The following is a 14640-nucleotide window of genomic DNA, read 5'->3' as shown; positions in this document are numbered from 1 at the left end:
GCAAGGGATTACAGCGAACCATGACCAACAATCTAGATTCGAACACTTCAATTAAAGACCACTATTCTTACCCCAGCTGGGAAAAGCTAAAGTCTTTAGCGCTCAGCTGGGATGAAAATCTTACCAATCTATTTGCAAAAGATCCTAAACGAGCCGAGAAATACTCACTCTCAGTAGGACAAATCTTTCTGGATTTCTCGAAAAATCACATCAACGAGGACATTTTCGAGGCACTTTGCGAAATTGCCAACGACGCAAAACTGCCCGCTTGGATTCAAGCGTTGTATTCGGGTGATCTGGTCAACAATACCGAACACCGCCCTGCCCTGCATACGGCATTAAGAACGCCGGAACTTTGTCCCTCAGAAAAGCAAGCCGAGGTAAAAGCAGCGCTCGAAAAAGTTGAATCATTGGTTAATGAGGTTCATACCGGTCAATGGCTTGGTCACACCGGCAAAGCCATTACCGATGTAGTTAACATTGGTATCGGCGGATCGGATCTTGGCCCGAGAATGGTAGTTACGGCACTTAAGGCTTTTAAAAATAAATCCTTAGAGGTTCATTTTGCGGCAAACATTGATGGCGCCGACCTTGCCGACCAACTGGAAGCATTAAATCCAGAAACGACATTGTTCGTCATCGCGTCAAAATCATTCTCAACCTTAGAAACCCGTGAGAATGCTCTGGCTGCACGACGTTGGTTATTAAACTTCGGCTGCAAACACGAACAGCTACAACATCATTTTGTGGCCGTTAGCAGTAACATTTCAGCAGCCATTGAATTTGGCATTTCTGAAAACAACATTCTGCCAATGTGGAGTTGGGTTGGCGGACGCTATTCCTTATGGTCAGCCATCGGCTTGCCCATCGCGTTCGCACTGGGCTTTGATAATTTCAGACGTCTACTCGACGGCGCCGCCGTAATGGATCGGCACTTTCACGATGCTCCGCTCAAAGAAAATATGCCGGCCGTGCTCGCTTTACTGACGTTTTGGTACAGCTCGACACAAGGTTACGAGAGCCAAGCAATCCTGCCTTATGCTCAGCGCTTAAATCGCCTTCCTGCATACCTTCAACAGCTCGACATGGAAAGCCTCGGCAAGCGCGTAAACCATAATGGCAATCCTCTAGACTACAATTCGGGACTTATTCTTTGGGGTACTGAGGGAACCAACGGTCAGCACTCTTTCCACCAGTTACTGCACCAAGGCACTCGTAAGGTGTTAGTGGATTTTATTGCCAGCATAAAACCTATGAGTGGTCTAGACAGCCATCACCATTATTTATCGGCAAACTGTATTGGCCAATCCCAAGCATTACTTGCGGGAAAATCTTTTGAGCAGGCTTATGAAGAGCTTCTTGAAAGCGGCAAAACAGAAGATGAGGCGCGAAAAATAGCGCCTCACAAGGTTATCCCTGGCAATCGCCCCAGCAACACACTACTTCTAGAGCAACTCACGCCAGAGTCTTTGGGAAGCTTAATCGCGCTGTACGAACACAAAGTATATTGCCTAGGCGTGCTTTGGGATTTAAATCCTTTTGATCAATGGGGCGTTGAGCTTGGCAAGCAACTCGGGATGAAAATCTACCCAGCGCTCACCAGCGGGGAATGCCCAGACTCTTGGGACTCTTCGACCCGCTCTTTAATTGCAAAATTAGGGGCCACCGGCAAATAAAACACAAGCGTCGCCACGGAAGCACATGTATCGCTTGCGTACATCTCTCTTAATAATTGCTAAAACCATTAAGAGAGATGTCATCTTAGTTTTAGTCCAACAAACTCTTTAATCGCAATAACATTAGATCAATAATAGCCCGGTGCCCTATAAACCAAGTCTCCGGCGAATTCACAATTGCATTCTCAAGATAAATACACCGAAATACATTTTTCGAAACGCTGGTTACTCATTGTTACCGGCTGGATATCATTAACGCTGGGTATCTTGGGAATTTTCCTACCGTTACTGCCTACCACACCTTTTGTGTTGCTCTCGTCATGGTGTTTCGCTCGATCCAGTAAGAGATTTCATCAACTGCTGGTATCGAATCGATTTCTTGGGCCAATTATCACCGAATGGGAGGCTGGCCGGGGAATCTCATTAAAAGTGAGGAATCGAGCACTAATCACCTTGTGGATCACATTAGCGATATCGATGTTAATTGTGGGTAAATGGTGGTCGGTGCTTCTTCTGTCGAGCATCGGCACGGGAACAACAATCTACCTGTGCCGCTTGGCTCGAAAAGCGAAATCGGAACAACTTTGATGGAGCAAGATCATCTCGGAAAATCATCGAAATGATCAGTCGACAGACTATGGCAATGAGATTTCTTTCTCGTGACCAAACGACTCTCGAATCAATGAAAGGTATTTAGGCCAATTCCATAAGCGCCAATAGCTCATCCCTTTTTTCTTCCATCAATGCTTGATTAGCGCGAGTTTCAACATTTAGGCGAATAACGGGCTCGGTATTCGATCTGCGAAGATTAAAACGCCAATCATCGAACTCTATTGATACACCATCGGTGTAGTCTATGTGGTTGGCAGATGCCGAATAGAAAGCTTCGATACGATCAATGACTGCCTGAGAGTTTTCAACTACGCGATTAATTTCACCACTGCACGGATAAGCGCGCATACACTCATCCACCAATTTTGATAGAGGTTTACCCGTAACAGAAACAAGCTCGGCGACCAGTAACCACGGAATCATACCGCTGTCGCAGTATGCAAAGTCTCTAAAGTAATGATGGGCGCTCATCTCACCGCCATAAATAGCGTCTTCTTCGCGCATTCGTTCTTTAATAAACGCGTGGCCCGTTTTACTCATAACCGGCACACCGCCGTGTTGCTTGACGATACTTTGGGTATTCCAAGTCAAACGCGGATCATGAACAATTTTGCTGCCAGCCGATTTTTTAAGAAAAGCCTCTGCCAGCAAACCAACTAAATAATACCCTTCGATAAAACGACCATTTTCATCAAAAAAGAAACAACGATCAAAATCACCATCCCAAGCAATGCCAAAATCGGCCTGATTATCAATAACCGCACAAGAAGTACTGCTACGATTTTCTGGTAATAAAGGATTAGGAATGCCGTTTGGGAATTGGCCATCAGGCTCGTGCTGAATTTTTACGAATTTAACGGTTGGAAGGCGTTCCTCGATCGCATCTACGATAAGACCCGCTCCACCATTACCGGGATTGGCGACAATCTTAAGAGAAGAGAGCTTGCAAAGATCAACATAAGTCAGAAGATGATCAATGTACGAAGGTCTTGAATTTAAATGACTAACAGCGCCTTTTTTAACTTGATTAAAATCACCAGATTCTGCCAGGGCTTGGATGTCAAACAATCCGGTGTCACCACTGATTGGGCGAGAACCCCGTCGGACCAGCTTCATACCGTTGTAGTCAATGGGGTTGTGACTGGCGGTCACGCAAATACCGCCGTCTACATCTCGACTAAAACTCGCAAAGTAAACTTCTTCTGTTCCGCAAACACCAATGTGCAACACATCGGCGCCGCCGTCGGTAAGACCGTCGATAAGACTGTCTGTCAGGGCTGGGCTGGACAATCTAATGTCGTGCCCAACAACGACCTTTTTAGCCGATAAGTACTGAGCAAACGCACGACCTATACGGTAGGCGACATCTTCGTTTAACTGACCGGGAACCTGTCCGCGGATATCATAAGCTTTAAAACAGGATATTTTGTTATCCACGGAAGGGAACCCTTATTTCTTTACCAAGCGATACAGATTGGAGATTACATCTTATAAATGTTGTTGTAGACGTAGTTGGTTGCTTCTACGAAGCCATCCACACTACCGCAATCGAAACGAGTGCCTTTGAATTTGTAACCTAAAACGCAACCATTTTTGGCTTGTGTTAATAGAGCATCGGTCAGTTGAAGCTCGCCATTTTTACCGGGAGGCGTATTCTCGATGATTTCAAAAATATCTGGCGTCAAAATGTATCGACCGATAATCGCAAGGTTACTTGGTGCCTCTTCTACCGCAGGTTTTTCAACCATGTTGGTGACTTGGAAGATACCGTCTTTCAGTTTTTCACCGGCAATCACACCAAACTTACTGATCTGATCTTCTGGAACTTCTTGAATTGCGACAATGCTGCATCGGAACTGTTTGTACAACTGAACCATCTGAGCCAAAACACCATCACCACCTTCGGTGTTTAAACACAAGTCATCCGATAAAACCACGCCGAAGGGCTCGTCACCTATTAAGCGACGACCGTTTAAAATAGCGTCACCCAAACCACGCATTTCTTGCTGGCGAGTCATTGAGAAGGTAGCTTTGCTCATAACTTCGCGAATACTGCTCAAGAATTCTTCTTTAGACGTTCCCGCGATTTGATGCTCAAGTTCATAACTGACATCAAAATGGTCAGCAATTGCGCGCTTTCCACGACCAGTCACTAAACCGATTTCGGTTAGGCCGGCTTCAATTGCCTCTTCCACACCGTACTGAACCAAAGGTTTATTTACGATCGGTAGCATTTCTTTCGGCATGGATTTGGTTGCAGGAAGAAAACGGGTACCGTAGCCCGCCACCGGGAACAGACACTTCTTGATCATTTCATTTAATCCTTAAATTAATTGATTCTTTCAAACTTATGCTATCCAAGATTTGTGATCTTTGATGGTTTTATTCACACAAGTATCACCTTAACATAGTTTTTCTGAACGTGTTCTGTGATAAAAGTTGCAAATAACTCAACTCGCATATCTTGGAATTTATTTACAAATTCAAAGCAAATGGCCGTATTTTCAGACGTAAGTTTGATCTTTACGACCCTTGAAGCTGCACTAGAGATGTCATTATCATCTATCTGATTACCGAAATTCCAGCTCGCAAAAAATGTATGTATAGAAATAATTTCACTTCAAAAACCGCAGCTTCAAGAACCAACATTCCAACAAACACTAGTATTTAATCTGGACAAGAAGCCATCATCCATTAGAATGTGCCCCCTTCGCTAGCCAGCACATCGACTTTCGAACAATGGCTCATTCGTAACGAAAACTGTTAGAGTCAATTTATGGATTCTTTTATACCTAAAAACGCCTATAGCCGCGAAGAGCTAATTGATTGCGGACATGGAAAAATGTTCGGGCCTGATAACGCTCGCTTGCCTGTACCTAACATGTTGATGATCGATAGAATTACGCACATCAGCACTGAGGGCGGGGAGTTCGGCAAAGGCGAGATTATCGCTGAGCTGGATATCAATCCCGACTTGTGGTTTTTTGAATGTCATTTTCCGGGCGACCCGGTTATGCCCGGCTGCTTAGGCTTAGATGCCATGTGGCAATTGGTTGGCTTCTATCTAGGATGGCGAGGCAATCCTGGTAAAGGAAGAGCATTAGGCTCTGGGGAAGTAAAATTCTCCGGTCAAATTTTACCAACCGCTAAAAAAGTCACCTATCATATAAACCTAAAGCGTGTGGTAGAAAGACAACTGGTTATGGGTATTGCAAATGGCTCCGCATCGGTTGATGGCAAGCCAATTTACACAGCGAACGATTTGCGTGTTGGTCTATTTACAGACACCAGCAAGTTCTAATGTAATTGCAGTTCAGCTTTCAATATTGAGCACTACAAATTATATTGAATTTTCACAGTTATAACTTTTTAGCCAGTAAATGGCTCACCAGGTGGGGCAGCATATGAGACGCGTTGTAGTTACCGGAATGGGTATTGTTTCCTGTATTGGTAATGACCTAGATACGGTTCTCGAATCACTGAGAAATGGACGCTCTGGTATTCGCTTTCAGCCGCAATACAAAGAAATGGGCTTTAGAAGCCATATTGCCGGAAGTATAGACTTAGACCTAAAAGAGTTGATTGATCGCAAGATTTATCGCTTTATGAGTCCGGCGTCCGGATACGCATACCTATCTATGCAACAAGCTATTGCCGACTCCGGGCTTGAAGAGTCCGACGTTTCTAATGAGCGCTCCGGCATCATCATGGGTTCCGGTGGAGCATCTACAGCCAATCTAATCGAGACGGCGGATATTCTTCGCGAGAAAGGCGTAAAACGTGTTGGGCCTTATCGTGTAACCCAAACCATGGGTAGTACCACCTCAGCTTGTCTAGCAACACCGTTTAAAATTAAAGGTGTTAACTATTCAATCTCTTCTGCTTGCGCAACCAGCGCACATTGCATTGGTAACGGCGTTGAGCAAATCCAGCTGGGTAAGCAAGACATAGTCTTCGCAGGTGGTGGTGAGGAAGAGCATTGGTCGTTAACATGCATGTTCGATGCAATGGGCGCCTTATCCACCAAGTATAACGATACTCCCGAAAAAGCATCCCGCGCGTACGATGCCGACCGAGACGGCTTTGTCATTGCTGGTGGCGGCGGTTGTGTGGTGTTAGAAGAACTTGAGCATGCTAAGGCTCGTGGCGCAAAAATCTACGGTGAAATCATCGGTTACGGAGCTACCTCAGATGGTTACGACATGGTCGCGCCTTCTGGAGAAGGTGCAGTACGATGTATGAAGCAAGCCATGTCTACCGTTAATAGCAAAATTGATTACATCAATTCACACGGTACATCGACACCTGCGGGAGATATCCAAGAGCTTGGCGCCGTTAAGCAAGCCTTCGCTGGCGCTGTTCCTCCAGTTAGCTCTACAAAATCTCTAACCGGTCATTCCTTAGGCGCTACAAGTGTTCAGGAAGCTATTTACTGCATGCTTATGATGAAACATAGATTCATTGTTGCCTCTGCAAACATAGACCAGTTGGATGCCGGCGCAGATGGAGCCAACATTGTACAAACACGTATTGATGATGTTGATCTCAATACCGTGATGTCTAACAGCTTCGGTTTTGGTGGCACTAACGCAACCTTAATCATGAGCAAGTATCAAGACTGATCGACCCAGTAACATGCTCTCGACTGCGCAAAGCTTAGAGAGCATGATCCATTATCACCACCGCTAAACTCCCACTAAGTCCAACAATCGCCTCTCACCCGTAAACAACCTAGAACCTAATACCAATCTCGCTTATTAACAGCTAGTAACAAACTTATCATTGCAAGTTCCCAATACCTCTCTCGATTTCACTGACTAACTCCGTCAAGTGGCATGGTTTCTCGATCAGCTACTGTTCAGCCAATTTCTGTAAACTGAAATCTGCTTAATGCGATAACGCAGCTCCATAAATTACGTTGACTTGAACTAATAATGAAAATGAGGGGATTTAGTTATGCGACAGCTTAACAAAGCAACCCAAGAAAATGATAAAAACGCGCGCACTCATGTAAGAGGCGAGAACAAAAGATGGGGTAGGCTCAGCTCATCGGTAGCTGCTTTATTAATGGCTTTTACCCTGAGCCATTCTGCTCACGCTGAACTTAACCAAATCAAAAAAGAACATAGTTCAAAAAATTACCATGCCCAAGAGCATTCTGGGCACAAGTCTAACTATGAAAATCTAAAGAAAACTTACTCCAGTAAGCCGCAAAATCATAACAGTAATTGGAGTCACAACAGAGATAATCGCCAAACCAGTTACAATCGGAACAACAACTATTCCAATAACAATTATTCTCATAACAACAATTACTCTCACGGCGATAACAACAACTATCATCGAAATTACACAAACAACTACAACTACCGTAATCATCACACCAACGCTCATCACCGTTACGGACACGAAGTAAGATATTTGCCACGTGGATACAAGCGATTACGCTACAGTAGCTATCCACTGTATTACCACGGCGGCAACTACTACAGACCCAGTTCATACGGTTATGTTGTTGTCAGAGCGCCTTACGGGGTTCACGTGAGTCATCTACCCTATGGTTATGCAACCTTTGCTTTTGGCGCTCTCACCTACTTTGTGGTTAACGATATTTACTACCAAAAACATGGCGATGATTACGTGGTGGTAGAACCTCCTAAACAAACACAAGTGTCCTATAACGAAACCAGTTCAGATTACTCACGAGAATGGCTTATCTATCCGGCCGAAGGACAGACCGAATCTGAGCTTGAAGCAGATCGATACCAATGTCATCGCTGGGCTACCGACCAATCCGACTATGACCCAAGTAACAGCAACCGTAACAGAGGAAGTCGAGAAAACTATTATCGCGCACAGGCTGCGTGCTTAGAGGGCAGAGGTTATGTTGTTAAATAAATTACTAGTAAACAGCGCGAAGATTACAGGTATCTCGTTACTTGCTTTAGTTTCTGTTATCTCACACGCATCAGATCCGGATATTTTTACCTATCCAGCAGCAGGCCAAAGCCAAGAGCAGACGCAGAGAGATCGCTATGAATGCTATCGCTGGGCGGTTTCAGCGACAGGAGTAGATCCGTCAACTCTGCAGGAGCCAGCTGCCAACTATTCAACCAGAGTGGTAGCTAACCAAAATCGCGGCGATACAGCTAGAGGCACAATAATTGGGACTATCGCAGGAGCCGTTATCGGTTCAACCATAAAATCTGGCGGCGGATATCATCGCGGTGAACACAGAAATACTGCCGCAGGAGCAGTTGTGGGGGCAACGGTAGGAGCGATAATCGGCTCTCAAAATGAACAGTCGGGATATCGTAAGGCTCAGGAACAAGCTACCGTGCTCTCAGAAAAACAACAAAGGGAACAACAAGCCTATGAGCAAGGTATCAACGACTATATTCGTGCGTTCTCAGCCTGTATGACTGGAAGACATTACAGTGTTAGGTAAATAATGTGGGGCTATTGATCGCAGGATGTCTTGTGTTGTTGGTAATGATTAACCCACAAACCCAATTCTGTCGATAAACTTTGGCGCCACATTTTAGGCTGGATGCCAAAGTTATCCATTAGACGCTTATAACCCAATGCAGCACTCACAGGCTCGGAATCCATCTCTACAACATTGGCTGTGATGGTTCCGAGATCAAAACTAGACTGCAATTCGGACAAAACCTCACGGGCAAATTCCCCTTCGGTACAGGCGTCACTGGAACTGTAGTGAAAAGTACCCCAGTTTTCCGACCCACAACTGATCTGCTTAACCAATGCCAAAATAATACGAGCGACATCGTGGTGACCAACCGGTGAGCCTCTGCGCTCAGAAAAGATTGCAGCGTCATCGCCTGCAACAAACTTACTCGCAATCTCCGTCAGAAGATTAGTGCCACTGGCGCCAAGCACCCAACCCAGCCGTAAAATAAGATGCTTATCCAGAGCCTCGACGATCTTTTCAGAATTTAAATACACTTCGCCAATGTTATCTCTAGCGACTGGTTCGTCCGACTCGATAAAACCGGATTTTTTACCGCTGAATACTCGGTAATTCGACAACTGAATTAATGGTGAACCTATGTTCCGGCAACCATCGACAAGACACTGAGCAACTGCCAGATGATTTTCTAAATTCAAAGAATTTCCATTGTCACTCCAACCAAAATTGTTAATCACTAAGTTTGGAGCGTTTTTGGCAAGATAGGCCAACGTAAAATCGGGCTCGTGCCAACGTCCGGAGTCATCGGAGAGAATTGTTACGTCAAAGGAGCTTTCAAGCAGCTCTTTAACAATAACCGCACCAAGAGCACATTGAGTGTCGGTGATCAAGACGGAATAAAACAAAGACGAGCCCTTACTCTGAATAAAATCTTCAATTAAAACGGGATATCATCGTCGAAGGAATCGAAACTCGGCGGTTGCTGAGGTTGCTGCGGCGTTGAAGGAGCAGGCTTCTGAGCACTGGAGTTGTTAGGGCGACTGTTGTAGTTTCCACCTGATTGGCCGCCACCGTATCCGTCCATATCGGACTCATAAGCCGGAGCCTGATTTCGTTGATTTTGCATAGCCGCTTCGGTACGACCGCCTAACATTTGCATCTCCGACGCAACTATTTCGGTGGTGTATCGATCTTGGCCACCTTGATCTTGCCACTTGCGGGTGCGCAGAGATCCTTCAACATAAACTTGCGAACCTTTACGCAGGTATTCGCCAGCAATTTCGGCCAATCGGTTGAAAAAAACCACCCGATGCCACTCGGTTCGTTCTTGGGGCTGCCCAGTTTGCTTGTCTTTCCAAGTTTCACTGGTGGCAATACTGATATTCGTCACGGCCCCACCACTTGGCATATAACGAGTTTCTGGATCTTGACCACAATTGCCGACAAGAATCACTTTGTTTATGCCGCGAGCCATGTAAATCTCCTGAAAATTTTTAATTTCAACAATCACCACGACCAATTTCGTGGAAAAATAATAGTAACAAGAATAACACGTTACCGAATAGAAAGACCTAAACCAAGACCATCAATACTGTCTTGCTTAAATTTAGATTGATCAACCCTCATCAATATCTCTTGGCTATTTTCTTTAAAAGAAACTTCACAAACACCAGCTAATTGACGAAGTTTTGGTTCCAGCTCGCTAAAACAATGTTCATCAGCCGATAACACCAGTTCACGCAGCGGAAGCGGGACTTTCATAGATAGCGACAGAGAAAACCAGATCAATATCATTACAGCAGCAAACTCAAATACAGCTGCCGATCCGTAATTCTGCACTAGGAATCCGCCAACAACCCCACCACAAAACGCGCCCAAAAACTGGAAGGTCGAGAAAACTCCCGATGCTGTGCCTTTCGAACCAACAGGTGCCTGTTTGCTCATCAAACTGGGAAGTGTCGCTTCCAATAGGTTAAATCCCCAGAAAAACACAAACAAAGCAACTACCCATAACGCTGTATTGTGAATCAATTGTGAAAAGACAATCTGAGCCAGAAAAACAAAGGATATCGCCAACATAAATACCGGTTTCATTTTTTGCCTTTTCTCAGCAATGATGACCAAAGGCACCATAGCAATAAAAGAAACCAACATAACGGGCAAATAAATCATCCAGTGACTATCAACGGCCAAGGTAAGTTCATCGCGTAAAAAAGTCGGAATAACCACAAACATCGATGTCATTGCCATATGCAGAACAAACACTCCCACATCCAAACGCAACAGTTGACCGTGTCGTACGATACTTGAGATCTGATGAAACACAGGCTGTGACTTGTTTATTAAACTTTTTGGTGGGTTTGGAACTACACCTAGAGTTATCCAAACACCGGGAATAATTAACGCAGCAGATACCCAGAAAATTCCCGAAAGCCCCCAAGCAGAGGCGATCAAAGGACCAATCACTAAAGAAATAGCAAATGCAACACCAATAGAAACGCCCAACGAAGCCATTGCTTTGGTGCGATTTTTTTCACTGGTGAGATCGGTCAACAAGGCCATAATAGCAGCCGCTATTGCCCCAGCCCCCTGCAAGCCACGACCTAAAATAAGCATCCAAATAGAATTTGCTTCTGCAGCAATGACACTGCCTACCCCAAAAATGACTAAGCCAAAAATAATAACTGGCTTTCTGCCGACATGATCGGACAACAGTCCCAGAGGAATTTGCAGCAACGCTTGGGTCAGGCCATAAACACCAATAGCGATACCAATTAAGGCAGGTGTCGCTTGTGGATATTCTTGCCCTAAAACCGAGAGAACAGGCAAGACCATAAAAAGCCCCAACATCCTAAAGATGTATAGAGCTGCCAGAGCAGCAACGGTCTTTCGCTCGAGAGGTTGTGAATCGGCCACGCTACTTTCTTCCTAAAACTTTGCGGGCAACTATTTTAATGCCATGCTCATTGTCTGACCAGCTGAAGGGAAATTCAATTTAGTCGCATCTGGCAGTAACGACTGTCCCACCAAATGACACTGAAATTAAAAACGTACTACCATGCGCTCAGAGGCTTAACCGAAATTAGGCCTCCGAGCGCGCATTCACCCATCAGTTAGATCGTCCAATACCTATGTATTTAATGCCGATTTGAGACAGCCGAGACGGGCTGTACATATTTCGACCATCAACGATTAACGGGGTTTTTAAGCTAGATTTAATGAGCTCAAAATCGGGCGCCCAAAACGCTTTCCACTCCGTACAAATCAAGAGCGCGTCGGCTGCTAACAAACAGGATTCTTTGGTTCCCATCAGCTGAAGATCCTCTCGCTGCCCATAAATACGCTGCGCTTCGTGCATGGCTTCGGGGTCAAAAGCCTTAACCGAGGCACCACTGGCCCACAGAGACTCCAACAATACCCGAGAAGATGCTTCTCGCATGTCATCAGTGTTGGGTTTAAAAGCTAATCCCCAAACGGCGAAAGTCTTACCTTTCAGATCGCCTGAAAAATAGGCCGTCAATTTTTCAAACAATCTAGATTTCTGCCGGTGATTAACGGCTTCAACAGACTCTAGTAATTGTGCGTGATAACCAACCGACCTGGCTGTGGAAACTAGAGCTTTAACATCTTTTGGAAAGCAAGAGCCACCGTAACCACAACCGGGATAAATAAACTGGTAACCAATGCGCGGGTCCGACCCGATTCCCTGTCTCACTCGTTCAATATCAGCGCCCACGTATTCCGCAATATTAGCCACTTCATTTATAAAACTAATTTTGGTTGCCAACATGGCGTTAGCCGCATACTTTGTAAGCTCAGCCGAGCGAACATCCATAAACATGAGTCTATCGTGATTGCGATTAAAGGGCGCATACAACTCCTCCATTGAAGCCCGCACACGCTCGGAATCCGTACCAACAATAATTCGATCAGGCTTCATGAAGTCCGATACTGCGGCTCCCTCTTTCAAAAACTCTGGGTTAGAAGCGATGTGGTAAGCAATATCAACATTGCGAGCAGCTAAAACTTCAGCAACTTTTGCTCTCACTTTATCTGCGGTGCCAACAGGTACGGTAGACTTAGTGACCAAAATGACTTCGCGACTGACATATTCGGCGACTGTCTCGGCAACCTTCAGAACATACGATAAGTCTGCGGCGCCGTCTTCATCGGGCGGAGTACCAACCGCAATAAAAATGACCTGACCATGTTTGACAGCGTCTTCAGCGTTAGTGGTAAACGCTAAACGTCCGTGCGCAAAATTGGCTTTAACAACCGATTCCAACCCGGGCTCATAAATAGGAATTTGCCCGTTTTGCAAATTAAGAATCTTCTGTTCATCAACATCGACACAGACAACACTGTGGCCTACCTCTGCGAGACATGCACCGGTTACCAAACCGACATAACCCGTACCAAAAACTGTTACTTTCACTAACTTAAATTTCCTTTAATCACTCACAATGCCTAACTGAAAAGCCCTATCAAAAAGCCTCTCAAGCAATTCGATCATATCTGTAAATTAATCAGACATTATGCTCTAAGCGTTAATTCATTCCCATGATAATTAAACAAATAAGAGTCTTCTAATGGCTCTCAAAAACCTTGTTAAACCTAAATCACTGGAAGGAAAATCCACAAAAGATGATATTGACGCCAACAATTACAAAACTTAAATAAAAGGCAATTAATTTTACATTCAAAATACCCAAAACCACCTAAATGACCTTATTTGTCACCAAATTAATTTAAACAAATACTCTAATAATAATTTTCTCTCCACGGTAGTGAGAGAGACTGTAATAAGGCGGCACTACCTTTCTGTAGTTTTAGTGATATTAAGTTGGCGTTTCGTACACTTTTAACCGATTAAAGTCGTCAAAAACGTTAATTAAAAATGATTTTGATGACAACAACGCCAACAATCTCACAGTTCTTAACTTAATTTCACAAACTGAGCAGTTTTAACAGCTAGACCGATATAAGATCACCGGATAAGTCAAAAATTAATGGGTTAATTTACAATTGTAGAGCTTAAAAACCTCTATAAAAATGATTTAAACGCCAACTTATCCCTATTTTGCAACATAAAAAATCCAACGATACGAGCTTTTTGTTTTACCAGTTTTTGGAATCCATTGCGCACATTGTTCGTGACTCTATAGATTCAAAACAGACGCTCAAATCAGCCAACGCCAAACGAATTGAGAATAGTAAGGAAGTTCATGAATATCCCCGGACTACAAACGGGCCGTTATTTGGGCCACCAAACCATTTCACCTCTCGCGGTGAAAGAATCTTCCACCTCACTGCCATTAGTTTTTGTTTCTCAACATGGCGGTTTTGCGAGCAAATTCTTACCAGACATGCTGCAAAGAGAACTCGGTTGTGACTGTTCGCAAATTGGTATGGGAATGCCATTAAAGGAAGAAGTCGATCTTGTTGTTATTGATTGCCAAGAGACTGATTCCAAATCAATTAGTATTTGGTTGCAGAAAAACCTCCATCGCTGTCGAGCCATCGCACTCGTAAAAATGCCACACGAGACGAAATTTGAGAATCTTATTGAATGGCCGAAAGTAAACGGTATGTTTTATCTTGAAGCTACCGATGAACAGATCTCCCGCGGTATTCGACGAGTATTGCTGGGTGATTTTTGGCTGCCTCGCCGCTTGTTATCAGCGCACTTAGAGAAATCCCGTGAGTCACACCACGGTAAAATTGACGTCAAATTAACGCCCCGCGAAAAAGAAATTCTTCGTTTAATTAAACGCAGTGCAACCAATGCTGAGATTGGTGAAATTTTGAATCTGAGTGAGAATACTGTGAAGAGCCACCTGTATAAGGCATACAAAAAAATAGGCGTAGTAAACCGCCTAGACGCATGCAACTGGGGACGCTTAAACATCGACTAATCGATGT

Annotated in this window: 13 protein-coding genes; 7 read left to right on the top strand and 6 right to left on the bottom strand. The window is 44.5% G+C overall.

What is annotated here, in order from left to right; genetic code table 11:
- Window positions 1–20 precede the first annotated feature (20 nt).
- On the top strand, window positions 21–1676 hold the full coding sequence (gene pgi / locus ACYQ2C_RS03940) for a glucose-6-phosphate isomerase (RefSeq protein ID WP_460100054.1): 1656 nt from the start codon (window positions 21–23) through the stop codon (window positions 1674–1676).
- 177 nt (window positions 1677–1853) lie between these two features.
- The gene (locus ACYQ2C_RS03935; protein WP_460050247.1) at window positions 1854–2264 is read left to right on the top strand and encodes a YbaN family protein; all 411 of its coding nucleotides are present in this window, start codon (window positions 1854–1856) and stop codon (window positions 2262–2264) included.
- A gap of 105 nt (window positions 2265–2369) precedes the next feature.
- Here ACYQ2C_RS03935 and ACYQ2C_RS03930 read toward each other — a convergent pair whose 3' ends face one another.
- Both ACYQ2C_RS03930 and galU read right to left on the bottom strand, forming a co-directional pair.
- Window positions 2370–3725, bottom strand: coding sequence for a phosphohexomutase domain-containing protein (locus ACYQ2C_RS03930; RefSeq protein ID WP_460100057.1), 1356 nt, complete (start codon window positions 3723–3725; stop codon window positions 2370–2372).
- A 44-nt stretch (window positions 3726–3769) separates the two neighbouring features.
- Window positions 3770–4600, bottom strand: a complete 831-nt coding sequence (galU, locus tag ACYQ2C_RS03925; RefSeq protein WP_460050251.1) for a UTP--glucose-1-phosphate uridylyltransferase GalU — start codon at window positions 4598–4600, stop codon at window positions 3770–3772.
- A 464-nt stretch (window positions 4601–5064) separates the two neighbouring features.
- Between galU and fabA the strand changes: the two genes are divergently transcribed.
- The 4 genes from fabA to ACYQ2C_RS03905 all read left to right on the top strand — a co-directional run bounded on the left by fabA (window position 5065) and on the right by ACYQ2C_RS03905 (window position 8736).
- Window positions 5065–5589 (top strand): 3-hydroxyacyl-[acyl-carrier-protein] dehydratase FabA, encoded by a 525-nt coding sequence (gene fabA, locus ACYQ2C_RS03920; RefSeq protein ID WP_460050253.1) that lies wholly within the window; start codon window positions 5065–5067, stop codon window positions 5587–5589.
- Between the two features lie 103 nt (window positions 5590–5692).
- Window positions 5693–6910: a beta-ketoacyl-ACP synthase I gene (gene fabB / locus ACYQ2C_RS03915; RefSeq protein WP_460050255.1), complete on the top strand. Its 1218-nt coding sequence runs from the start codon at window positions 5693–5695 to the stop codon at window positions 6908–6910.
- A gap of 334 nt (window positions 6911–7244) precedes the next feature.
- A complete protein-coding gene (locus ACYQ2C_RS03910; protein WP_460100062.1) occupies window positions 7245–8186 on the top strand; it encodes a DUF6515 family protein in 942 nt (313 codons plus the stop codon).
- Window positions 8173–8736, top strand: a complete 564-nt coding sequence (locus tag ACYQ2C_RS03905; RefSeq protein ID WP_460100065.1) for a hypothetical protein — start codon at window positions 8173–8175, stop codon at window positions 8734–8736. Before ACYQ2C_RS03910 ends, ACYQ2C_RS03905 begins: the two co-directional genes overlap by 14 nt.
- An 11-nt stretch (window positions 8737–8747) precedes the next feature.
- On the opposite strand, the gene ACYQ2C_RS03900 is transcribed toward ACYQ2C_RS03905, so the two are convergent.
- The 4 genes from ACYQ2C_RS03900 to ACYQ2C_RS03885 form a co-directional block, all read right to left on the bottom strand.
- Complete coding sequence (locus ACYQ2C_RS03900; protein WP_460100069.1) at window positions 8748–9623, bottom strand: sugar nucleotide-binding protein; 876 nt, start codon at window positions 9621–9623, stop codon at window positions 8748–8750.
- Between the two features lie 32 nt (window positions 9624–9655).
- Entirely contained in the window at window positions 9656–10192 is a 537-nt protein-coding gene (gene ssb, locus ACYQ2C_RS03895; RefSeq protein ID WP_460100073.1) for a single-stranded DNA-binding protein, read from the bottom strand.
- A gap of 80 nt (window positions 10193–10272) precedes the next feature.
- The gene (locus ACYQ2C_RS03890) at window positions 10273–11634 is read right to left on the bottom strand and encodes an MFS transporter (protein WP_460100076.1); all 1362 of its coding nucleotides are present in this window, start codon (window positions 11632–11634) and stop codon (window positions 10273–10275) included.
- 193 nt (window positions 11635–11827) lie between these two features.
- The gene (locus ACYQ2C_RS03885; RefSeq protein ID WP_460100079.1) at window positions 11828–13153 is read right to left on the bottom strand and encodes a UDP-glucose dehydrogenase family protein; all 1326 of its coding nucleotides are present in this window, start codon (window positions 13151–13153) and stop codon (window positions 11828–11830) included.
- A gap of 790 nt (window positions 13154–13943) precedes the next feature.
- Here ACYQ2C_RS03885 and ACYQ2C_RS03880 point away from each other — a divergent pair.
- The gene (locus ACYQ2C_RS03880) at window positions 13944–14633 is read left to right on the top strand and encodes a LuxR C-terminal-related transcriptional regulator (protein WP_460100082.1); all 690 of its coding nucleotides are present in this window, start codon (window positions 13944–13946) and stop codon (window positions 14631–14633) included.
- Window positions 14634–14640: the final 7 nt, after the last annotated feature.

The organism is Sessilibacter sp. MAH3, assembly GCF_054658275.1.
Note: the sequence above shows the minus strand (reverse complement) of the source record. Positions and strands in the feature narration are given on the sequence as shown.